Here is a 23299-nt window from a genome sequence, read left to right on the forward strand (position 1 = left end):
CCCCCCCCCCCCCCCCCTATTTTACAACAAAAACACGCAAACCCAAATAGTAGGCGTTCTGGTGGGCTCGTATTTTTTTATAACAGACAGCCGCGGCGGTGGGGCCGGCCCAGGTGGGGCAGGTGGCCTTTGATGTGGGGGGGGTGTGTGGGTTTGACGCGTCGAGCATGCCCCGAGGTTGGTGCGCGTTTGTAGAGCCGAGCCATGGCCGGGTGGTTTTAAAACAAGCAGTCGAGCAGGCCTCGACTCTACAATCGAAAACCATGAGCACAACGCCCTCCCCCGCCCGTCGCCTGCGCCGCTGGTTGCTGCGTGGCCTGTGGCTGGCCATTGCGCTCGTCGCCGCGATGACGCTGTGGAACAGCCCATGGGCGGTCGCACCGAAGATGCTGTGGGCGCTCTCGCGGATGCCGCCGGCCACGCAACTACCGGTGCCGGTGGACGGCGTGCGGCCACGCCAGATCGCCGATACCTTCGGCGCGCCACGTGGCCGTGACCGCTCCCACGCCGGCATCGACATCTTCGCCAAACGCGGCACCCCAGTGCGCAGCGCCACGGCCGGTGTCGTCGCGGATGTCAGCGAACGCGGGCTCGGCGGGCGTCAGGTCTGGGTGATCGGGCCCGGGCGCGAACGCTACTACTACGCGCATCTGGAGGACTGGGCCGACGGCCTGGCACGCGGCCAGGTGGTGCAACCCGGCGATCTGCTCGGCCATGTCGGCGACAGCGGCAACGCCAAGGGCACGCCGCCGCACCTGCACTGGGGCGTCTACGGCACCGACGGCGCGCGAAACCCGCTGCCATTGCTGCGCTGACTGCCACTGCACACCCGCAGATCGATCTGTTCATGATTTGTAAATAGGAATAGTTCGTATTACCATTTCTTTCGTTTCCGGTGGTGCCAGGACGGCCTGCCCGTCCGTTTCCCACCCGTAGCGCCTCGCCTCTGGATGCCGGCCGAGCGCGCGTGCTCGTCCAGGATCCCCATGACCCGTTCCGTCTTCCGTACGCCGCAGCCACAACGGCTGTCCGTTGCCGTGCTCGCCGTTCTCTGCGCCGTGGCCCCGGCCGCCTTCGCCGAAACCGCCGCCGATCCGACCAACCTCGACAAGGTGGTGGTGAAGGGTGAACGCGCCGAAGGCTATTCGGTGCGCCGCACCTCGGCCGGTACCCGCTTCGACCTGGCCCCGCGCGAGATCCCGCAGTCGATCAGCATCATCAGCCACCAGCGCATCGAAGATCAGAACCTGGACGACATCATCGACGTGCTGGCCAACACCACCGGCGTGACCAGCACCCAGTCCGACAGCGAACGCACCGAGTTCTACGCGCGCGGTTTCTACATCGATGCCTACCAGTTCGATGGCCTGCCGACGCAGATGGTGCAGAACTGGAGCTACGGTGATTCCGGCCTGGACCTGGCGCTGTACGACCGCGTGGAAGTGGTGCGTGGTGCCACCGGCCTGCTCAGTGGTGCCGGCAATCCGTCCGCGTCGGTGAACCTGATCCGCAAGCATGCCGACAGCGCCGAACTGAACGGCAGCGTCTCAGTGAACGTCGGCAGCTGGGGCCGCACCCGCACCACCGTGGACGTGGGCAGTGCGCTGAACGCCAGCGGCACCGTGCGCGGCCGCGTGATCGGCAGCTACCTGGACACCGACGGCCAGATTGATCGCTACAACCAGCGCAAGACGCTGGGCTATGCGGTCATCGACGCCGACCTGACCCCGGACACCCAGCTGAGCGTGGGCTACGACTACCAGCAGAAGCGCGCCAACGGCGCGACCTGGGGCGGCTTCCCGATGCTGTACTCCGATGGCTCGCGCACCGGCTATGATGAATCGTTCAACGCCAGCCCGAACTGGACCTACTGGGACACCACCAGCAAGCGCGCGTTCGCCACCCTGCAGCACGCCTTCAGCAATGGCTGGAAGTTCAAGGTCGGTGCCACGCACGATGAGACCAAGGCCGACGACAAGCTGTTCTACCCGGCATACAACGACTGGACCACGGGCGCATCGAACTTCGACAGAACCAACGGCACGGGCATCTCACCGTCCGCGGGCTTCTACAACACCGAGCGCAAGGTCACCGGCGTCGATGGCTACGTTGATGGTCCGTTCCAGCTGTTCGGCCGCGAGCACCAGTTCATGGCAGGCCTGAGTTACAACAAGCGCGAGTACGCCAACTACGGCGACTATCAGGTCGGCGGTGCCGGCCAGACCTGGGATCCGTTCGCAAGCTATCTGAACTGGACCGGCAACATCAGCGAGCCGAACTGGAACCCGCTGGCACTGGCCAGCGAGGGCACCATCACCCAGAAGGCCGGTTACGCGGCTGCACGCCTGTCGCTGGCCGATCCGCTGAAGCTGATCATCGGTGCCCGCTACACCGACTGGAGGAGCGAAGGCGAAGGCGCCGACCGCGCGCACAAGGTCACCACGCCGTATGCCGGCCTGGTGTTCGACATCAGCGACACCTACTCGACCTACGCCAGCTACACCGAGATCTTCCAGCCGCAGACGCTGAAGGATCGCAACGGCAGCTATCTCGATCCGGTCGATGGCAAGAGCTACGAAGTGGGCGTCAAGGGGGCATGGTTCGACAACCGCCTGAACGCCTCGCTGGCAGTGTTCCGCATCGAACAGGACAACGTCGGCCAGTCCACCGGTGAGCCGGTCATCGGCGGTACCGGCGGCGAAACCGCCTATCGCGCCGCACGTGGCACGGTCAGCCGTGGCTTCGAGTTCGAGCTGAACGGCGAACTGGCACCGGGCTGGAATGCCACCTTCGGCGCATCGCGCTACGTGGCCAAGGACATCAACGGCGCCGACATCAACACCAACCTGCCACAGACCGCTCTGAAGCTGTTCACCAGCTACACCCCGCAGTCGCTGCAGGCACTGACCGTCGGTGGCGGTGCCAACTGGCAGAACCGCATCTACTACCCGGTGCCGGCCTACGGCCGCATCGAGCAGAGTGGCTATGCACTGGTCAGCGCCTTCGTACGCTACCGCATCTCGCCGGAGTTCAGCGTGCAGGCCAACCTCAACAACCTGCTGGACAAGCAGTACCTGTCGCAGATCAACGGCTACGGCGCGTACGGCGATGGCCGCAACGGCTCGCTGACGTTCACCTGGTCGTTCTGAGCAGGCACGGGGCACGATCGCCCCGCACTTGTAGAGCCGAGCCCATGCTCGGCTCAGAGAATCAGCCGAGCGTGGGCTCGGCTCTGCACCAGCAAGGCAGCGCCGGAACTGGCCGGCGCTGCCACCGTCACATCAGAACCGCAGATCCGCGCGCAGGTACCAGTAACGACCACGCGGGATGTCATAGGTCGAAGCGTCGTAACCGTTCAACGAGCACGACAGGCAGATCGGCGGATCCTTGTCGAACACGTTGTTCAGGCCGGCCGTCAGCTGCAGCCCCTTCATCCAGTCGATCTTGTAGCCCACCTGCATGTCATGGAAGGTGGTGGCCGACAGCGTATTGGTGCCCGCAGCCTGGTTGCTGCAGACCGGGAACACGGAAGCGTCACCGCAGTTTTCGGTCAGTTCGGAGATGTGCCGCACCGTCCAGTTGGCGCTCCAGCGGTCCATCGTCCAGCCGATGCTGGCATTGCTGGTCCACTCCGGAATCGAGCTGTCGGCCACTTCCACGCCCGGCTTCTGCGGCTGCTTCTGCCCGGCCGCGCCGGTGGCCTCGTAACGGCCGACGAAGGTGTTCTTCCACGCCAGCTTGAACTGGCCGATGGAGGTCTGCGGCAGGGTCCAGAACAGATCCACGTCCCAGCCGTCGGTCTTGATCGAACCCAGGTTGGTCAGGCGGTTGTTGAAGCTGCTGACCGCACCGGTGCTGGCACGGGTGATGCCATCGCAGTAGACCGGGTCCAGCGTATCCACGCACAGGTCCAGCTGGGTCTGCGCGTTGATCGCCTGGATCGCACCATCGATGGCATGGCGGTAGAAGGTCACCTCCACGTCGAAGCGCTCCGACCACGACGCATTGTTGCCGAACCACGGGCTCCACACGAAGCCGGCGCTGAAGCTGCGCGAGCGTTCCGGCTCCAGCTCGCGGTTGCCGCCGGTGGTCACCGAGATCTGCGAGTTGGCCTGCTGGAAGCCGGCCGGCACGCCCAGCGCGGCACAGTTGGCGGCGCTGCCACGCGGCGGAGTGCCGCCCAGACCCACCGAGCACGGGTCGAACAGCTGCAGGTCGGCACGCGCCGCCGAGCCGTACAGTTCACCGATCGACGGTGCGCGGAAGCCCTCGGCGTAGGTGGTGCGCAGCACGAAGTCATCGGTCACCTGCCAGCGCAGGCCGTACTTGGGCGTGAACTCGCCACCGAAGGTGGAGTAGTCCGAATAGCGGCCGGCCAGGCTCAGGTCCAGTTTCTTGCCGAACGAGGAATCGGCGAAGATCGGCACGCTTAACTCCAGGTAGGCCTCGTTGACGTCGTAGGAACCGGAGGTCGGCTGCGACGGCACGCCGTTGTAGTGGCCGATCACCGTCAGCGGATCGGGCTGGTAGGAGCCCTTGTACTTGCGGTACTCGAAGCCGGTGGCGAAGGATACCGGACCGGCCGGCAGCGAGAACAGCTCGCTGGACAGGTTGGCGGTGAACAGGCTCAGTTCGTTCTGGCTGCGGTCGCGCACCACCGGCTGGATCCACTTCAGCATGTCCGGGGTGATCGAACCGACGCCGCCGAAGATGTTCAACGGCACGCAGCCCGGCGTGGCCGCACAGACGGACGGATCGCCCAGCGCCATGTTCACCTTGTAGATGTCATAGCTGCCGTAGTTGGTCTGTTCGGCCTTGTTCTTGCTGTACATGCCGTTGACGTCCCAGTACCAGCTGCGGTCGGCGGCATGGAAATCACCGACCAGGCCGGTGGCGAAGTAAGTGGTGTCCACTTTCTGCTTGAACACGCGCGCACCGCCTTCCACCGGGCGACGACCGATCAGGCTCATGTTGTCGCCGGAAACCAGATCGAAGCCGAACGGGTTGTACGGATTCAGGCGCGAGACCACGATGTTGTCGGCCAACGGATTGCCGGTGGCGCCATCGGGGCCGAAGAACAGCGGCTCCGGGCCGGCCTGGTTGGTCGACTCACGACGGTTGCCCAGTGCCTTGACGTACCACTGCACGTTGTCGGTGATGTCGAAGCGGAACTGACCGAACAGGCCTTTGCGCTCCGACGGCGTCAGCACCATGTTGTATTCGGCGAAGTTGAAGCGGTCGGCGGTGGTGAAGCAGTGGTAGTCATCCGTGCGGCTGCAGCCGGCGCTGCCGTCGTAGCGCGGATTGCTCACGCCGGTATTGGGCACGATGTTCTGCACCGCACCGGTGTTCGGGTCGGTGAACATGAAACGGCCCTGCGGAATGCCACCGCTGCCGAACGCCAGGCCGGTGCCGGGAATCGGGAAGCGCGACTGCTCGCGGTCCTTGGCGAATACCGGATCCTGCTTGGTCCAGCTGGCGCCCAGGAACAGGCTGAAGCGGTCGCCACTCTTGCCCCAGGCCAGGTCCACGCCCTTCTGCGTGCCGTCGCCCTTGCTGTACTCGCCGTAGTTCAGCGTCACCTGGCCGCCATCGAAATCGCGGCGGGTGATGATGTTGACCACGCCGGCGATGGCATCGGAGCCGTACAGCGACGACGCGCCGTCCTCCAGTACCTCGATGCGCTCGACGATGGCCAGCGGAATGGTGTTGAGGTCGGTGGCCGAGCCCACACCAGACGCCGACGATTCATTGACCCAGCGGATGCCATCGACCAGCACCAGCACGCGCTTGGCACCCAGGTGGCGCAGATCGACCTGCGCTGAGCCGGCACCCACGCCGCTGCCATCGGGCGGGAAACCAAAGTTGCCGGACGAGTTGAACTTGGCGTTGAGCGCGGAGCCGGAACCGGTGAGCTGCTGCAGCACCTCGCCGATCGAGGTCAGGCCGGTGCGTTCGATGTCACCGCGGGTCAACGTCTGGATCGGCACCTGGCCTTCGACTTCAGCGCGCTTGATGCGGGTACCGGTGACTTCCACCGCATCGAGGTTGGTGGTGGATTGTGCAGTGGCACCCAACGGTGCCAGGGCCGTCACGCACAGCGCGACGGCAACCGCCAACGGACGGTGATGCAGGTGAATCATTCGCTCTCTCTCCAAAGGAATGTCGGGACATGGACTGCCGCGCTCCCCCCTGCATGGCGGCAGCGTCTCCTTTGTAAACAAGTGGTAAAAATCACGACGTGATGACCGGCACTCTTTCACGCGGAATTGACGCAATTACAGGCCGATTGCGTCAGATAGCTGCAGGTTATGACCGGACGATACTGTTCACAGCAGGCAGCCTTGATGCTGGCTGCGACAGCGGCTTCCCGGCTTTCCCGCAATTGGGCAAGTGCTCTTGCCGATCCGTCCAACGACAATGCACCGGTGCCATCGGCAGCATGATCATCGCCGTTGCCGTCGGTTGACGGCGTCGAACAGATCGCATTTGAGCTGGAACTCATACCAAGATGGCGAGTAATCCATAGGCAGAACCCCTTGCAATGACGGACTGCAGATCGCCGGGATCACCGTGCGAACCTGAGGCACTCAATGGCTGCTCTTTTGGCTGCTGCCATCTCGATGACAGAGCCACATGCATCGACCAGCTTGAATCTACGAAGCAAATTCAGACAACACTTAGGAATAGTTTGAAAACTGCCCGTCAAACGAATTTCCGGGGCCAACCAAGGTGAGACTGAGAGCCCCAGTCATTCTCATGAGGCTCAATTGTGAAAACAATCACCGTCATGATCCATGTCGCGGTTGTCACGGCATTGCTTCTGTTCCCTACAAGCGAATCGAGAGCGGGGGGCCTGATTGAATGCAACAACTGTGCCTCTCCCAAAGATGCAGCCCTGATGTCAGGCTCCGGGTTGGCGGTTGTAATGGACTTCGAAAAAGCCCGACTGAGCGCCTTCGAAGTTGAATATGATCGCGAGATCAGAAAGTGGCGCGCACTTTCGACACCGGTTCCCGCACAGATTCAAATGGCCTTCCTACGGATTCTGGATGCGACGTCAGCCTTTCGAGGGCCACCTGAAGGGGCCCACGCGATGGCAGGAGGCGGATCAGTGGTCGTGCTGCATCCAGACAACCCCGGAAACTCCAATGGAGTGAGGTTCCCCGAGTCTTACAAGTCCTCCAATACCTTTGACATCGTCGCCTCAGCCACACTGCGAACCCGACTTGGCCAGTATCTAGCCACAGAACTGGCAGGAGCCAATACGGGAAGCCCAACCTGGAACAGCATCGCGCTCTCGATTCAACAAGCGGCCCTGAACTGGGCAGGCCTCAAAGGTGGCGGATCCATAACAATAATGATCACATGGCGTGACGGATCGAAGACGCTTTATCGAGTAACACCGGACAACGTTGCCGAAGCGAAGTATCAGAAGGGCGAAAGTCGCGACAGCATAGGCAACAAGGTTCCTGACGAATCCATCGCCGACCCGATCTCCGCCCCTTCGTACGCCGGACAATACTATTTCGGCCAGCATGGCGACCTGGACAACTGGGTCAGATCCGCACAGATGTATGGAGTCCCCGTCCAGCGCGGAAGCAGCAGCCGCATCTCGTGCAGTTGGGATGGTCGCACAGTCTACTGCCAGCAATACTGACACCCTCATCCGCCGCTCATGTCGCAATCTCCCCCTGAGCGGCGGTTTAGATACGCTATCGCACGAAAGCGATGCGCTCCATGCCGGTGGCTTCGGCCGCAGCCAATATCCGGGCCATGCCTTCGTACTCGGCCGACGGATCGGTGGCGATGCGCAGCTCCGGCGGGTTGCCCGCATGTTCGCCCGCCTGTGCCTGCAGGCGCGCCTGCAGATCGCCGATGGCCATCGGCTGGCCATTCCAGCTCAGCTGGTTCGATGCGTCCAGGCGCAGCTCGATCGGCGGCGGCGGTTCGGGGCGATCAATCGTGCGATCGGTGGCCTGTGGCAACTGCACGGCAATCGGCCGGGCCATGATCGGCGCGGTCACGATGAAGATGATCAACAGCACCAGCATCACATCCACCAGTGGCGTGACATTGATGTCCGCAAGCGGGCCGCTCCTTCCTGCGCTACTGAACGCCATGTGCCGCTCCCTGCAGCCGGGCCGTTCGCCCACGCCCGACACTACGTCGCCCGCTGGCCCGCGAGGCAGTGCCTGCAGCGTGAGCATTCAGCTGCCGTTGCCGAGCCAACGCGTGCACGCAATGCGAAACTGAATTCAGCCAGCCCCCGCTATGCTGATCGCCATGACCCGACGCACTCCCACTGCCCTGTCCTTGCTGCCCTTGGCCACCACGCTGCTGATCGGTTGCGCCAACGCCCAGTCCCTCGACGCCCAGAACGCGCAGCTGAAAGCCGCGATCGCTGCCGCCGAACGCGGCCAGTTCGATCCCGGCCAGGCCGGTGCGCTCAGTCGCCACCCGGCCTATGGCTGGCTGGAGTACGCGAACCTGCGTCGCAACATCGACACCGTCGATACCGCGCAGGCCCAGGCCTTCCTCAAGCGCTATGATGGCCAGGCCGTGGCGACTACCTTCCGCAGCGTGTGGCTGCCCTCGGTCGCACGCCGCCAGGACTGGCCGACGCTGCTGGCCAACTGGGCGCCCACGGACAACGTCGGGCTGCGCTGTGCGCAGCTGACCGCGCGCCAGGTGACGGGCAAGGTCGATCCGCAGTGGATCAGCGAAGCACAGGACCTGTGGCGCAAGAACGGCAAGTCGCTGCCGGACGGCTGCGACGCGGTATTCGCCGTGCTGCAGGCACAAGGCGGCCTGAGCGACGCCCTGCGCTGGGAGCGCATCGATGCCGCCGCCGACGCACAGCAGCCGGCCGTGATGCGCAGCGCCGCACGCGGCCTGCCCGCCGCGGACCTGGCGCAGGCCAACAGCTACGCCGCCTTCGTCGACAAGCCCAACGCCAGCGCGTTGAACTGGCCGCGCAACGAGCGCAGCCGGCGCATCGCCACCGACGGCCTGGCCAAGCTGGCCAAGACCGACCCGGGTGCCACCGAACAACAGCTGCCGCAGTACGCACAGGCCCTCGGCCTGAGCGCCGCCCAGCAGGGCCAGGTGCTGTACCAGATCGCCCTGTGGACCGTGGCCTCCTACCTGCCGGATTCGGCGCGCCGTCTCAATGCGGTACCCGAATCGGCCTATGACGAACGCCTGCACGAATGGCGTGTTCGCGAAGCAATGTCGCGCGGGGACTGGCCCGCAGCGCTGACCGCGATCCGCAAGATGGGCAGCAAGCAGCGCAGCGACCCGCGCTGGGCCTATTTCGAAGGCCGCATGCTGGAGAAGACCGGCCAGGCATCGCAGGCACAGCCGTTGTTCCGCGACGCCGCGCGTGCGCCCACCTTCCACGGCTTCCTGGCTGCCGACAAACTGCAGCAGGGCTACACGCTATGCCCGTGGAAGCCGAACGACAGTGCGCAGGCACAGGCGGTGATCGCGCGCGACCCGGCCATCCAGCGCGCGATGGCGCTTTACCAGATCGACCGCACCGGCTGGGCCGTGGCTGAGTGGAACAGCGCGCTGTCGCGCTTCGATGACACCCAGCGCCGCCTCGCCGTGCGCGTGGCGCAGGACAACGGCTGGTTTGATCGCGCCGTGTTCGCACTGGGCAAGCAACCGCAGGAGCAGCGCCTGTACGACCTGCGCTTCCCGCTGCACCACGACGCCACCATCCGCCGTGAATCAGCACGCAATGCGATCGACCCGGCCTGGGTGGCCGCGGAGATCCGCGCTGAAAGTACCTTTACCCCGCGCGCGCGCTCGCCTGCCAATGCCATGGGCCTGATGCAGGTGCTGCCGGCCACCGGTGCCAGCGTGGCCAAGTCCATCGGCCTGACCGGCTATGGCGGCGCCGACAGCCTGTACGACCCGGACACCAACATCGCCATCGGCACCGCCTACCTGCGCCAGTTGATGAACAAGTACGACGGCCTGCCGTACGTGACCATCGCCGCCTACAACGCCGGCCCGACCCCGACCGCGCGCTGGCAGGGGCAGCGCCCGGGCTTTGAGCCGGATCTGTGGATCGAGACGATCAGCTACAAGGAAACCCGCGAGTACGTGGCCCGCGTGCTGGCCTTCAGCGTGATCTACGACTGGCGCCTCAATGGTGATGCCCTCCCGTTGAGCGACCGCCTGATGGGCCGCCTGGTCGACAAGCGCAAGAGCTTCAGCTGCGCCGCAAACGCCGACCAGGGCGGCGATTGATCGCACTGCATCTGTAGAGCCGAGCCCATGCTCGGCTGCGGTTCTTTCCGGTCGCGTTGCCACACGATGAGCCGAGCATGGGCTCGGCTCTACACGATCGCCCCGGGGAGGGGAACGCAATGAGCCTGCTGGCCTGGATCGGGATATTCGCCGCCTGGAGCCTGTTCGCCACCTGGGTGCTGCGTTGGGGTGGCGCGGCCTGGATGGAAGGCTGGAAGTCGCTGGCCTTCGTCGACAGCTGGGGCAGCCTCTGGGACGAAGCGCAGATCAAGCTGTACTTCCTCTGCCTGTGGATCGTCTACGGCCTGTGGTTCCTGGCCGGCCTGTTCGTGCCGGAGTGGCGCGGCCTGCCGTGATGCCTCTGCATCGGTCGTGCCGGAACATCTGCGCCGGCCGTGCGATCATCCCCCCATGAAGATCTATCTTGTCGGCGGCGCCGTACGCGACCGCCTGCTGCAGCGCCCTGCCGGTGACCGCGACTGGGTCGTGGTCGGCGCCACGCCCGCGCAGATGGAAGCGCTGGGCTACACCGCCGTGGGCCGTGATTTTCCGGTATTCCTGCACCCGGAAACCGGCGAGGAATACGCGCTGGCGCGCACCGAGCGCAAATCCGGCCGTGGCTATCGCGGCTTCGTGGTCGATGCCGATCCGGCAGTAACGCTGGAAGACGACCTGCAGCGCCGCGACTTCACCATCAACGCCATTGCCTGCGACGAAGACACCGGCCATCTGGTGGACCCCTACGGCGGCGTGCGTGATCTTGAACAGCGTGTGCTGCGCCACGTCGGTCCCGCCTTCGTCGAAGACCCGCTGCGCGTGCTGCGCGCGGCCCGCTTCATGGCGCGCTTTGCGCCGCTGGGCTTCACCGTCGCGCCGGAAACCATGGACCTGATGCGCGAGATCGCCGCCAGTGGCGAACTGGATGCACTGGTGCCGGAGCGGGTGTGGCAGGAACTGCGCAAGGTACTGGTCAGTGCGCAGCCTTCGGCATTCCTGCGCACGCTGCATGATGCACAGGCACTGGGCCCGATCCTGCCCGAGCTGGAAGCGCTGTACGGCGTGCCGCAGCGCGCCGAGTTCCATCCGGAGATCGACACCGGCGTCCATCAGGAAATGGTCAGCGACATGGCCGCGAAACTGGCACCGGGCGATGACCTGGTCGGTTTCGCCGCGCTCACCCACGATCTCGGCAAGGGTCTGACGCCGCCGGAAGAATGGCCGCGCCACATCATGCACGAGCAGCGTGGCATCAAGCCCTTGAAGGCACTGTGCGCGCGGTTGAAGATTCCCACCGAGCACCAGCAGCTGGCCGAGGCGGTCTGCCGCGAGCACTTGAACGTGCACCGCATCGACGAACTGCGCGATGCCACGGTGCTGGAACTGCTTGGCCGCTGCGATGCGTTGCGCCGCCCCGAACGCGTGGCGCGTATCGCGCTCTGCTGCGAGGCTGACAAGCGTGGCCGCCTCGGTTTCGAGGACGCCGACTACCCGCAGGGCGAGACGCTCAAGCGCCTGCACCAGGCGGCACTGTCAGTGCAGGCGCGGGATCTGGATACCACCCATCTGAAGGGCCCGGCCATCGGCGAAGCCCTGGCCAAGGCACGGGTGAAGGCGATTGCCGCTGCCCGCTGAAGACCTGGTAGTGCCGGCCGCTGGCCGGCAACCAGACAATCGCTGGATCAGTGCGCCATGCCGCGGGTAATCGCCGCAGCACGCTGCTTCAGCTGCGCCACGGCATCGGGAATCATTTCCATGCCCACGTCCAGGCCCGGGTTCAGCACCAGGCCGACGCCGTCGCCGATCCCGGCCAGCAGCGCGTGCACCGCGATCGGCATGGCGTGGGCGAACTGCGGCAGCTGCTCATGCCACAGGCCGGCGCGCTCGGGCGCGGTGAACACCGCGAACATGGGCTCGCCGCTTTCGCTGGTCAGCACCAGCGGCGAGATGCTCTCGTCCCAGGCACCGTCTTCGCCGATGGCCTTGTCCAGCAACACGAACGCCGTCGAGGTCAGCAGGCCGTCGAGGAACTGCGACGCGGTCAGCGTGCCGTCCTGGGCCTGCAGCAGGCGCACCTCGAGGTCGTTGAGGGGGTCGAACGGGGTGTCGTGGTCCATGGTCGGTTCCAGTACGTGATTGCAGGGCAGACTTTAACAGGCCAGGTTCTCAACCGATGTATCCGTGCCGCCACATCCACCCGGCGCACGCCAGCGCGGCCACCCCCACCAGCATCAATGGCAGGCCGAAGCGGTGCCGCCACGGGATCGGCACCCCGCCCAGCTGCTGGTCCATGGTGTCGGTATCCAGCACCCAGCCGTGTTCGCAGCGGGTGCAGGCCAGCTCGTAGCGGCGCTGGTAGGTGAAGCCGAACAGCAGGTCGATGCGCGCCATCCTGTAGCGCAGCTGGGGGGCAAACTCGGTTTCCGTCCCGCAGCGCAGGCAGTGGTGGGCTTCGGTGGGGCCGACGATCAGCACCTGTTCCTGTTGGCCGATCAGGATCATGGATCAGCGACCCTGGCAGGCGGGCTGGGCCAGCAGCCATTGCTGGGCGGCGGCAAGGGTGGCCGCATCGCCGTCCGTGCGCTGGTCGGGCTCTATCTTGAGCCCGTCGCCGCGGCCGTTGCGGTCGTGCATTACGGTCATGGTCAACAACAGGCGACTGCCATCGGCAAGGGTGTGGACGACATTGCCGGTGGAGACACCCGCGGTCGGCTGGCCGAAGCTGCGCGTCTGCGCGCGACCACGGAACGCCAGCACCGAGGCCTCGCCCGAACTGCCGGTGCGCGGCCCGAACAGCACCGCCACCGGCGCGCCAGGCTGCCGCAGCACATGGCCGGACTGGCCAAAGTCCAGCACCGGCTTGCCTGCATGCTGCACGGCGGTCGCGGTCAACGTCCAGCGCTCCGGCCCCTGTGCGGTTTCGAAAGACCCCACATCTTCGTTATTCACCACCGAGGTGCGCAGCAACGGCGCCATGCCCAGCAGCATCGGCCACATGTTGCCACCGCTGTTGTCCCGCAGGTCGACGATCCAGCCACAGCGCATGCCGTCGTCCTTGCTGCGGATGATCTGCTGCCACCGCGCGGCGCGCTGGATGTTCTGGCGGAATGCTTCCTGCGGGGTCGCGCCGGGCGTAGGGGCATAGCCCTCGATGACCACCCAGCCGATGCGCGCATCCACCGCATCGGCGGCTTTGGCCCGGTCCACGGCGGCAGCGCCGGCCTGCTGCGCGCGCTCTGCAGCCTCGCGCATGCGTGCAACCGTCATCCAGACGCCATGCCCTCCGGTGCTCTCCACGATGATCTCACGCAGGGCGGTCTGCAGCGCACCGGGGTATGACTGCAACGAGGCCAGTCGTTTACGGGCGGCAGGCCAGTCCACCTTGTCCTGATACAGCGCCTCATGCTCGAGCATGTCGAGAATCTGCGCCTGTGCTTCCGGCGATGGCACCTCGGCGGCCGGCGTGGATGCCGCCATTGCATCGGCAGCCAGCATGGTCATCATCAGCGCGCCAATCCGGCGCGCGCCCCTGCGAAACTGCATGCGACATGTCCTTGTCGTTTGATCAGGGCTGCAGCATAACCGGGCGCCGATCGGCTTCGCCATCGCGTGGACGAAGTACTCGATCGGATGCAGGTCTGCTGTAGAGCCGAGCCGATGCTCGGCTGCTTCTCGGCCGGAGGGAAAGCCGAGCATGGGCTCGGCTCTACAGTCGCCCTCCTCCGGTGGGATCCGTGTCGACCAAGGTCGACACCCACTGGAGCCCGCAGCCGTCACCAGTCCGCGCGCAGGCCGATGTTGCCTTCGATGATGCGGCGCTTCTCGTTGCGGTCGCCGCCCAGTTCGCGAGTGTAGTCGGCCACCGCATAGGCGCTTATCGTGCGGTTGAAACGCCCGACCACGCCCACACCGGCTTCCAGCGCGCGCGAGCGCTGCGAATTGACGATCACGTCGTCGTCGAAGCGGATGCGGTCTTCGCCGGAGCGGCCATGCCAGTAATTGAGCTTGAAATACGGTTGCCAACCGTTGTCGGCCAGCTGGTAATCGCCGGCCAGGCGCAGGCCGATGCGGCCGGTCCAGGCGTTGTCGTTGTCGAAGCGCACGCTCGACACTTCATCGCGGCGGTCGTCCAGCGAGGTGCGTTGCAAGATCACCTGCACCTGCGGTTCCAGCCACCATGCGGACTGACCGAAGCGCAGCAGCGGCTTGCCGGCTTCCACCGACACGCTGGTGCCGTCGCCGCTCAGGCCGAAGCCGAGCCCGCGCGAGGAGCGCACGCGGCCGTCGTAGCGGCTCTGCATCGCCACAGCATCGATGTAGCCGCCACTGCTGTCGGTGAAGGTCCAGTACAAGCCCACGTGCTTGTCGTCCAGGCGGTTCTGGCCCACCTGCACGTTCTCCCAGCCCAGCGCCAGGCCGGTGGTCCTGCCCTGCGCGCGGGTGCGGCCGACGAACACGCCGATCTGGTTGCGATGGTTGTCGGAGGCAGCGGCCCACACGTCGAGACCAGCCTGCAGGCCCATCACATCGCCATCGAAGCCGGGCTGCGCATCGCCCTTCCAGTGGATCTCGCTGCTCTGCCCCACCAAGCGGCCCCAGGCGGTGCGGAATGCGCCCTGGTTGTACAGCAGGCGCTGCTCGCCCTGCCGCTCGTGGAAGGTGCCGAGGCTGGCCAGCGAGGTCTCGCGCAGGAGCGGCGGCACCACGGCATAGGTGGCAGTCTCCACGCGGTACAGCGGCACCACTGCGCCCTCGGCGGGGCGTGCACCCGGCGTCGGCGGGGCACCGGTTCCGGGCAGCGCACCGCCGGCCACTGGCACGTCCGGCACGGCCGGATCGCTGGGTGGCGCCACCGGCGCGGGTTCCGGTGGCGGTGGTGGCGGCGCGGTCTCGCCCGCGGTCAGGTCCGGATCGGTGGCGCCTTCGGGCGGCGGCGGCGGTGCCGGGGTGATCGGCGGCGGTGGGGCCACTGGAGGCGTCAGCGGTGGCGGTGTCGCGCTGCCGCCACCGTTGGGTGCTGGCGTCGGCCCGGTCACCAGCGTCGAACGCAGGTACCAGTTCTCGGCGGTACCGGCACTGACACCGCCCTTGAACAGGTAGTACTCGTAGGCACCGGCCGCAACCGGTGCGAACAGCGAAAACGCACCCGGCGCGGTGCGGCCGCCATTCAAGGCCTGCACCACCAGGATGCCATCGGCCAGCGTGGCGGCGCCGCTGCCGCCGGCATTGAGCACGCCGATGCCGGTGGTCCCGGTGGCAGTACCGCCGTCGATCACCAGGCGGTCGCTGGTGGAGTTGTCCGCGCCCAGCACGGTACGCAGGTACAGGCCACCGCCGTCACCACGATAGTTGCCACGCACGGTGAACACGTCGCCAGCGCCGGTACCGGTCAGGTCGATGCGCCCGGCATTGACCATCTCCACCAGTGCACCACTGTTGAATGGGCGGATGGCATGCCCCCCACTGCCCGCGTAGACGGTACTGGTGTCATCCACCGTGAGCGTGCCGGTGCCGCTACCGCTGTCGCCCAGCACCAGATCGCCATCGAAGGTCAGCTCGGTGCTGTTGGCCAGGCTGATCGCCTCCCAGTTCTGGAAGCGGCCCACGCCCGTGGTCTTGACGTTGCTCAGGTTGAGCTGGTCGATGCCACCGCCACCGTCGAACAGCGGCACCGCACCGAGGTTGCCCTGGTTGAGGTTGCTGAGGTTGGCCACGTCGTTGTCCGGGCCCATGTCGATCGCGCCGTAGACGATGCCACTACCCTTCCAGTTGAAGGTGTCATTGCCGGTACTGAGCAGTACCTGCCCGCGCACGGTGCCGTCGGTGATGGTCACGCTGTCGTTGCCGCCGCTGACGCTGATGTTGCCGCCGATGTAGGCGATACCCGAGATGATGATGGTATCGGTGTCGAAACCGGTCACCACATTGCCATCCACGGTGCCGCCGGACTGGTCCCACAGGTTCTTGTCCAGCTTCATGTTGACGCGGCCGATGCGGCCACCGGTCATCCAGGCCTGGTCGCCATCCTCGAACGCGCCGATGATGCGGCCACCGCTCATGCGGAAGGTATCGATGTTGTCGCCCTGCTGCAGCGCGCCGATCGTGCCGCCGCTCATGATGAAATCATCGCGACCACTGCCCTGTGCCACCAGGCCGGTAACGGTGCCGCCGGTGACGGTCATCTGGTCATCGCCGCTGCCCTGGTCGACGCTGTCGATGGTGCCATTGCCCAGCAGCAGCACGTCGTTGCCATCGCCCTGCAGGACACCGCCGCTGATGCTGCCGGCCTGCATGTCCAGGCGGTCGTTGCCGGCACCGAACTGCACGCCGGTGCGCCCGCTGATCGTTCCGCGGTTGACCAGCACGCTGTCGCCCGCGCCGACGAACTGCAGGGCGGTGTTGTTGCCGGTGCTGATGCTGCCGGCGTTTTCGACGCGGCTGCCACCACCAAGCTGGACCGCCACGCCACCCACCGAACTGATCGTGCCGAGGTTGGACAGCAGGTGCCCGCCGGCCCCGACCAGCGAAATCGCACTGCCACCACCGCTCTGTTGCAGTTGTGCCGTGCTGGCGACATTGACGGTGATACCGGCCGCGCCAGTGGCAGCGACGGGAACGGTCTGCGGATTCGGCGCGCTGGCATCGCAGGTGACCGTCTGGCTGGCAGTCGGGGTGGCATTGTCACAGCCGGCCCAAGCGACACTGGCGGTCAACAGCATGACGGACGGGACAGCCAGGGCCTGAACCACGGAAACAGTGAGGCGGCGCGGACGGAAAGCGCGCGGGACGGCACGGGACATACAGCACTCCTGGACAGGGGATCAGGAACTGCGGATATGCGGTACTGCGAGCGAAGTCTGCGCCATGGTGAACGGTTTCGACAGGTGAATTTGCGTGCCGATGATCACAGTTCAGATGCGAACTTGATGGGGCATCACCTCGCCTTTACGCGGCTGAAACCGTTCATCATGTGGGTGATCGCGCGCCACGCGGAGAGCATCCACGCATGGCGTGGATGTGGCGCGCCGCCGGGGGTCAGATCTTAAGATAGATCTTCCGCCGGTCCAGCCACCACGCCACACCCCACCACAATGCAACGAACGCCATCGCCTGCAACATCGACGCCAGCTCCAATGCGTGCGGCATGGCGGTCGCCAACTGCTGCCAGATCCAGCCCCAGTCACCGCTCGCCATCAGCACCACCGACATCACCGACGCCCCCAGGTAAGCGGTGATTGCATTGACACCGAAGCGCCTGCCCAGCGCCGGCCAGCCCTTCTGGTCGATCAGCACGTGGCCCAGCCACAGCGCCAGCGCGGCCAGGCCGCCGGTCCACAGCACGTAGCTGGGCGTCCACAGCTGCTTGTTCAGCGGAAGCACGATGGCCAGCAGCAGACCGAGCACGGTAGTCGCCACGCCCAGCCCGGCAAGCGCCGCAGCACGCCCGCTGCGCAGCAGGCCACCGGCCAACAGGCCGAGCACGGTACTGGCCAGTGCACCCAGCGTGCTCAGCAATCCTTCCGGGTCATGGCCCAGCCCGGTATCGGCATGCCATTGATAGATCCACGGCGCGAACAGCGCGGTATCCAGGCGGCTGGCCGGATTGGTCCACGGTGCCAGGTCGCCGATGCCGAGCAGCAGCACGGTGTAGCCCACCAGCAGCGCGACCAGCACGCCGGCCTGCACGCGCGGTCGTGCATACACCGCCAGCACGCCCACCAACGCCGCACACAGCGCGATGCGTTGCAGCACGCCCCAGATGCGGAAGTGGTGCGTATCCAGCGCCCACCAGATCAGCAGATGCAACAGCGCACCGGCCACCAGGATGCGCAGCGCGCGCTCCAGCACGCCGCGCGCCAGCGCAGGACGCGCAGCGGCATCCAGCGCGCGCGGTGCCACGCTGAAGGCCATCGACACGCCGACCAGGAACAGGAAGAACGGGAACACCAGATCGGTGGGCGTGCAGCCGTGCCATTCCGAGTGACGCAGCGGCGCGAACACCGCACTCCAGTCACCCGGATTGTTGACCAGCAGCATCGCCGCCACGGTGATGCCGCGCAGGGCATCGATCGAGCCCAGCCGGCGTGGCGGCGTTGCGCTCATCAGGCGGCCTCGTACTGTCCGGCAATCCAGGTGCCACGCACCTGCAGGGCGTCATCGAGCAGCACCAGGTCGGCCTGGTAGCCCTCGGCGATATGGCCCAGGCGATCATCGACGTTGAGGAACTGCGCTGGGTAGGTCGAGGCCATGCGTGCCGCTTCGGCCAGCGACTGGCCGAGCAGCTGCACGGTGTTACGCACGGCGGTGGCCATGTCCAGCGCCGAACCGGCCAGCGAGCCGGCGGCATTGCGCACCACGCCGTCGATGGCGGTGATGGTTTCGCCGTACAGCACGTAGCTGGGATCATCGGCACCGACCGGCGGCATTGCATCGGTGACCAGCAGCAGGCGACCGCGCGGCTTGGCAGCCAGTGCCACGCGCAGGCTGGCCGGATGCACGTGCACGCCATCGACGATGATGCCGATCCAGCTGTCGCGGTCCTCCAGCGCAGCGCCCACCGCGCCGGGCTCACGGCCCTGCAGCGGCGACATCGCGTTGTAAAGGTGGGTGAAGCCGCGCACGCCGGCATCCAGGCCGGCACGAATTTCCTCGTACGTGCCAGCAGTGTGGCCAGCAGCAACGATCACGCCGCGTTCGACCAGCGCGCGGATGGTCTCCAGCGGCACGCGTTCCGGCGCCAGCGTCAGCAGGGTCACGCCGTTGTCCAGCGACGCGGCCAGCGCGATCTCTTCTTCATCCGGCACGCGGAACTTGCTGGCATCGTGCGTGCCCTTGCGCGCCGGCGCGATGTACGGCCCTTCCAGATGGATACCGATCACGCCCGGCACCCCCTGCGCGATGGCCTCGCGCATCGCACCGATCGCCTGGCGCATCACGCCCACGTCATCGCTGATCAGCGTGGGCAGCATCGCGGTGGTGCCGAAGCGACGGTGCGCCTGCGCGATGGTGCGCAGCGAGGCGACATCGGGCGTGTTGTTGAACAGCGCGCCGCCGCCACCATTGACCTGCACGTCGATGAAGCCCGGCAGCAGCCAGCCGCCGCCCAGATCCACCTGCTCATCGGCCTGGCCCAGCTGCGGTGCGGCGTCGGGCAACAGGGCGCTGATCTGCCCGTTCTCGATCACCAGCGCCAGATCATCGCGGAAGTCGTCGCCCGCCAGGATGCGGGCATTGCGCAGCACGGTCACCATTACACGGTCTCCGTCACCTTGTTCAGGTGCGGCGGCAGATCCGGGTTGAAACCACGACGCAGCGCCAGCGCGTTGATCGCGCGGTAGAAACTCTGCACGGTGAGCAGCGGTGCGCAAAGCGGGTGCGGCGCGGCCGCCACCGGCAGGTTGCCACCGGCACCGGCCAGCCAGACCTGCGCGCCACGCGAGGTGAACTCATCGACCACGGCACGGGTTCCGGCGCCGGTCTCATCGGGCTGGGCAAAGGCCAGCACCGGGAACCCACGGTCAACCAGCGCCATCGGGCCGTGCTTCACTTCGGCCGAACTGTAGGCCTCTGCATGCAGACTGCAGGTTTCCTTGAACTTCAGCGCAGCTTCCTGCGCCGCGCCCAGGCCCAGGCCGCGGCCGAGCACGAACAGGTTGGTGGCCTCGACCAGGCCCTCGGTCACCGCGCCCCAGTCGCATTGCCACGCCTCGCGCATCGCGTCCGGCAGCAGGTCCAGCGCGTTGCGCAGGCTGCTGTCCTGCTTCCAGTACGCGGCCAGCTGCAGCAATGCGGCCAGCGAGGCCAGGTAGCTCTTGGTCGCGGCCACGCTCTTCTCGGCACCGGCATGCAGCGGGATGACCGTGTCGGCCAGCTGCGCAAGCGGCGAATCTTCGACGTTGACCAGCGCGACCACGCGTGCGCCGGCCGCCTTGGCGGCTTCGGCGTTGCGCAGCAGGTCCGGGCTCTTGCCCGACTGCGAAATGACGATGAACAGTGCACCGCGCAGCTGCAGCGGTGCGGCATAGACCGAGCCCACCGACGGCGACGCGGAGGCGACCACCAGGCCCAGCTGGGTTTCCAGCAGGTACTTGCCGTAGGTGGCGGCGTGGTCGGAACTGCCGCGTGCGCAGGTGACAACGAACGGCGGCGGTGCTGCGCGCAGGCTGGCGGCCAGGGTTTCCATGGTGGCGTGGTTGCGCGAGAACTGGCGGGCAACCACGTCGGCCGCTTCAGCGGCCTCGGCGAACATCAGGGTGGCGGTGGGGTCTGACAGCGACATGGCAGGCTCAGGCAGGATCGGGAGGAAGGGGGCGTGCGCCGGCCGGGCGCATAGGCGCGGTCGAACCGCGCACCACCAGCTGCGGCACGAAGCCCTGGTTGTGCAGCGGCGCCGGCGCGTCGTCGTAGGCGTCGCTGCGCAGCTGCGCGATCAGCAGGCGCGCGGCGTGGCGGGCAATGTCTTCGGTGGCCTGCTTGGCGGTGGTCAGCGGCGGCCACGACTGGCGCGAGAACGGGCTGTCCTCGAAACCGGCGATGGACAGGTCGTACGGCACGTTCATGCCGGCCGACTTGGCGGCTGCCAGTACGCCGGCCGCGATTTCGTCGTTGGAACCGAAGATGGCGGTGGGCGGTTCGCGCAGCGCCAGCAGGCGGCGCGCACCACGGAAACCATCATCGAAGGTGTAGTCGCCCTGCACTACCAGGTGCTTGTCCACGGTCATGCCGTAGTCCTTCAGCGCGGCTTCGTAACCGGCATAGCGTTCGCCCGACGAGCGGTGCGAGCTGCCGCCCCAGAGGAAGCCGATGCGCTGGTGGCCGAGCTGGATCAGATGCTCGGTGATCTCATATGCAGCCTCGCGGTCATCCACGAACACGCAGGCGCCGTCGGCCGGGTCTTCGGTGGCGGCGATGATGCGCACCAGCTTGATGCCGCGCGCGGTCAGCGCCTGGATCAGGTCGCGGCGCTCGGACATCGGCGCGGTCAGCACCAGCCCGGCCAGGCGCGAACGCTGCACCCAGTCGGCCAGTTCATCGGCCAGCAGCGGCGAGCTGGAATCGCAGGGATGGATCTGCAGCCCGAACCCGGTCTCGCGGCAGGCGGCGAGCACGCCGTTCTGCACGCCGATGATGTGGTACGGGTTCGGGTTGTCGTAGACCAGCCCGATCACGAAGGTTGTGCCGCTGCGCAGGTTGCGCGCGGACGGATCGGGTTCGTAGTCGAGCTCGGCAATGGCACGCAGCACCCGCGCACGGGTGGCCTGCATCACCGAAGGCTCGTTGTTGATCACCCGCGAGACTGTCTTCAGCGAGACCTTGGCCTTCTCCGCAACGTCCTTGATGGTCGCTCTGCGCATGGGTTTTCCCTGGGGTTGGCTGCCGTCCATCATCGCCGATCAGGCCTTGTCCTGCGGCAGGCCAGCGCGATGGCCGATCACCGAGTAGAAAAGGATGTACAGGTAGCACGGCACCATCAGCAGCACGAACACCAGCTGGAAGTCGATGTGCTGCTTGAGCACGGCGAACAGCTGCGGAATGATCGCGCCACCGGCGATGCCCATCACCAGCAGGGCCGAGCCGGTCTCGGTGAAGCGGCCCAGGCCGCGGATGGCCAGCGGGAAGATCGCCGGCCACATCATCGCGTTGGCAAAGCCCAGCAGGGCCACGAAGGCCACCGACACGTAGCCGTGGGTGGCCCAGGCGCCCAGGCAGAACACAACGCCCAGCACGGCAGAGAAGGTCAGGTAGCGCGACTGCGACACCACGTTGGGAATCACCAGCAGGCCGACCACGTAGCCGATGAGCATGGCGAACAACGTGAACGCCGTGAACATCTTGGTCTGGTCCAGCGGCAGGTCGAAGCCGTGGCCGTAGGTACCGATCGCATCGCCGGCCATCACCTCCACGCCCACGTAGACGAACAGGCACAGCACGCCAAGCCACAGGTGCGGGAACTGGAAGATGCTGCGACGTTCGGCGGCACCGGCCGCGACCGGCGTGGCATTGGCTTCGGACGACTTGATTTCCGGCAGCGGCGAGAACAGCACGCCCACCGCCAGCAGCACCAGCAGGCCGGCCATGGCCAGGTACGGCGCGTGGATCTTGGCGGCGAACTCGTTGAGCAGCTGTGCCTTGGTCGCCTCATCGGCGGCGGCGACCGTTGCCGAGAGATCACCGATGCCATGCAGCACCACGGTACCGATCACGATCGGCGCCAGGATGCCGGCGATCTTGTTGCAGATGCCCATCAGCGCGATGCGCCGCGCCGCCGTTTCAATCGGCCCCAGGATGGAGATGTAAGGGTTGATGGCCGTCTGCAGCAAGGCCAGGCCGCTGCCGATCACGAACAGGCCGCCGAGCGCGCCGGGGTACCAGCGCTGGGTGGCGAACTCGCCGAACAACGCGGCACCACCGGCCATCACCAGCAGGCTCAGGCTCAGGCCCTTCTTCATGCCGGTGCGGCGCAGGATCCATGACGACGGCAGCGCCAGGAAGAAGTAGGACAGGTAGAACACCATCAGCACCAGGAAGGCGCCGACCTCGCTGAGTTCGAAAGCGAGCTTGACGAAGGTGATCAGCGGGCCATTGAGCCAGGTGAAGAAGCCGATCAGGAAGAACAGCACGCCGACGATGGCGATGGAGGTGGCCACATTGGGGCGCACGCTTGCAGCGGAGACGGCGGACATCGGGAAGGGCTCCTGCGGCGACGGCCGCAGAACGCGGCGTCGGAGAGTGGCTGGGAACAACGTTGTCACATTCTTTCGATGGACAACCGCGGTTTGTCAACTTCCCTGCGTGGCCGCGTGAACCTCGTGCTGCACTGCGCAACCCGATCGCAACGGATCGTGCTGAATGCGCCACAGCCCTTGAGCCCCGTGCAGCAACGGTTCCAGCGTGAAACCCATGCTCACGCCATGTAAACGTTTACTGCACACCACATTCGTTGCGACGCAGCAACGAAAGTGTCACGAACTCGTTGACATCGTTGTCAGCGGGGTTACAGACTCCGCCCCAATCGCTGCCCCCGAACCCGGGGCCGGCCCCA

The 23299-nt window shown here is 66.2% G+C and carries 17 protein-coding genes; 6 read left to right on the forward strand and 11 right to left on the reverse strand.

Going from position 1 to position 23299, the window contains the following annotated elements; genetic code table 11:
* The first annotated feature begins 263 nt into the window (after positions 1-263).
* Both QRO91_RS15425 and fhuE read left to right on the forward strand, forming a co-directional pair.
* Positions 264-815 (forward strand): M23 family metallopeptidase, encoded by a 552-nt coding sequence (locus QRO91_RS15425; protein ID WP_049429406.1) that lies wholly within the window; start codon positions 264-266, stop codon positions 813-815.
* A 171-nt stretch (positions 816-986) separates the two neighbouring features.
* Entirely contained in the window at positions 987-3149 is a 2163-nt protein-coding gene (gene fhuE, locus QRO91_RS15430; RefSeq protein ID WP_197650604.1) for a ferric-rhodotorulic acid/ferric-coprogen receptor FhuE, read from the forward strand.
* 132 nt (positions 3150-3281) lie between these two features.
* Here fhuE and QRO91_RS15435 read toward each other — a convergent pair whose 3' ends face one another.
* The gene (locus QRO91_RS15435; RefSeq protein ID WP_049429404.1) at positions 3282-6143 is read right to left on the reverse strand and encodes a TonB-dependent siderophore receptor; all 2862 of its coding nucleotides are present in this window, start codon (positions 6141-6143) and stop codon (positions 3282-3284) included.
* Between the two features lie 629 nt (positions 6144-6772).
* Here QRO91_RS15435 and QRO91_RS15440 point away from each other — a divergent pair.
* Positions 6773-7660, forward strand: a complete 888-nt coding sequence (locus tag QRO91_RS15440) for a hypothetical protein (protein WP_152906579.1) — start codon at positions 6773-6775, stop codon at positions 7658-7660.
* A 55-nt stretch (positions 7661-7715) separates the two neighbouring features.
* Here QRO91_RS15440 and QRO91_RS15445 read toward each other — a convergent pair whose 3' ends face one another.
* The gene (locus QRO91_RS15445) at positions 7716-8123 is read right to left on the reverse strand and encodes a biopolymer transporter ExbD (RefSeq protein WP_049429403.1); all 408 of its coding nucleotides are present in this window, start codon (positions 8121-8123) and stop codon (positions 7716-7718) included.
* A gap of 151 nt (positions 8124-8274) precedes the next feature.
* Here QRO91_RS15445 and QRO91_RS15450 point away from each other — a divergent pair, with 151 nt between their 5' ends.
* From QRO91_RS15450 to QRO91_RS15460, 3 genes are all read left to right on the forward strand, one after another.
* Positions 8275-10260 (forward strand): transglycosylase SLT domain-containing protein, encoded by a 1986-nt coding sequence (locus QRO91_RS15450; RefSeq protein ID WP_049429402.1) that lies wholly within the window; start codon positions 8275-8277, stop codon positions 10258-10260.
* 119 nt (positions 10261-10379) lie between these two features.
* Positions 10380-10616, forward strand: a complete 237-nt coding sequence (locus QRO91_RS15455) for a hypothetical protein (RefSeq protein ID WP_049429401.1) — start codon at positions 10380-10382, stop codon at positions 10614-10616.
* A 55-nt stretch (positions 10617-10671) separates the two neighbouring features.
* A complete protein-coding gene (locus tag QRO91_RS15460) occupies positions 10672-11892 on the forward strand; it encodes a multifunctional CCA addition/repair protein (protein WP_049429400.1) in 1221 nt (406 codons plus the stop codon).
* 47 nt (positions 11893-11939) lie between these two features.
* Here the strand turns inward: QRO91_RS15460 and QRO91_RS15465 are convergent, their stop codons facing one another.
* The 9 genes from QRO91_RS15465 to QRO91_RS15505 form a co-directional block, all read right to left on the reverse strand.
* Positions 11940-12374 carry an SseB family protein gene (locus QRO91_RS15465; RefSeq protein WP_049429399.1) on the reverse strand — a complete coding sequence of 145 codons (435 nt, stop codon included), beginning with the start codon at positions 12372-12374 and terminating at the stop codon, positions 11940-11942.
* Between the two features lie 49 nt (positions 12375-12423).
* On the reverse strand, positions 12424-12759 hold the full coding sequence (locus QRO91_RS15470) for a hypothetical protein (protein WP_049429398.1): 336 nt from the start codon (positions 12757-12759) through the stop codon (positions 12424-12426).
* Positions 12760-12762: 3 nt separating this feature from the next.
* Positions 12763-13800, reverse strand: a complete 1038-nt coding sequence (locus tag QRO91_RS15475) for a S41 family peptidase (protein ID WP_049429397.1) — start codon at positions 13798-13800, stop codon at positions 12763-12765.
* Between the two features lie 230 nt (positions 13801-14030).
* Complete coding sequence (locus tag QRO91_RS15480; protein WP_049429396.1) at positions 14031-17057, reverse strand: autotransporter outer membrane beta-barrel domain-containing protein; 3027 nt, start codon at positions 17055-17057, stop codon at positions 14031-14033.
* Between the two features lie 235 nt (positions 17058-17292).
* The gene (locus QRO91_RS15485; RefSeq protein ID WP_049429395.1) at positions 17293-18360 is read right to left on the reverse strand and encodes an acyltransferase family protein; all 1068 of its coding nucleotides are present in this window, start codon (positions 18358-18360) and stop codon (positions 17293-17295) included.
* A complete protein-coding gene (gene nagA / locus QRO91_RS15490; protein WP_049429394.1) occupies positions 18360-19508 on the reverse strand; it encodes an N-acetylglucosamine-6-phosphate deacetylase in 1149 nt (382 codons plus the stop codon). The genes QRO91_RS15485 and nagA overlap by 1 nt, the downstream gene beginning before the upstream one ends.
* Positions 19508-20536: an SIS domain-containing protein gene (locus QRO91_RS15495; RefSeq protein ID WP_049429393.1), complete on the reverse strand. Its 1029-nt coding sequence runs from the start codon at positions 20534-20536 to the stop codon at positions 19508-19510. The genes nagA and QRO91_RS15495 overlap by 1 nt, the downstream gene beginning before the upstream one ends.
* Before the next feature lie 7 nt (positions 20537-20543).
* Positions 20544-21611, reverse strand: a complete 1068-nt coding sequence (locus QRO91_RS15500) for a LacI family DNA-binding transcriptional regulator (protein ID WP_049429392.1) — start codon at positions 21609-21611, stop codon at positions 20544-20546.
* Between the two features lie 39 nt (positions 21612-21650).
* Positions 21651-22940 carry a sugar MFS transporter gene (locus tag QRO91_RS15505; protein ID WP_049429391.1) on the reverse strand — a complete coding sequence of 430 codons (1290 nt, stop codon included), beginning with the start codon at positions 22938-22940 and terminating at the stop codon, positions 21651-21653.
* Between the last annotated feature and the right edge of the window lie 359 nt (positions 22941-23299).

This window comes from Stenotrophomonas maltophilia group sp. Smal32, from assembly GCF_030237085.1.
Classification (GTDB): Bacteria; Pseudomonadota; Gammaproteobacteria; order Xanthomonadales; family Xanthomonadaceae; genus Stenotrophomonas; species Stenotrophomonas maltophilia_Q.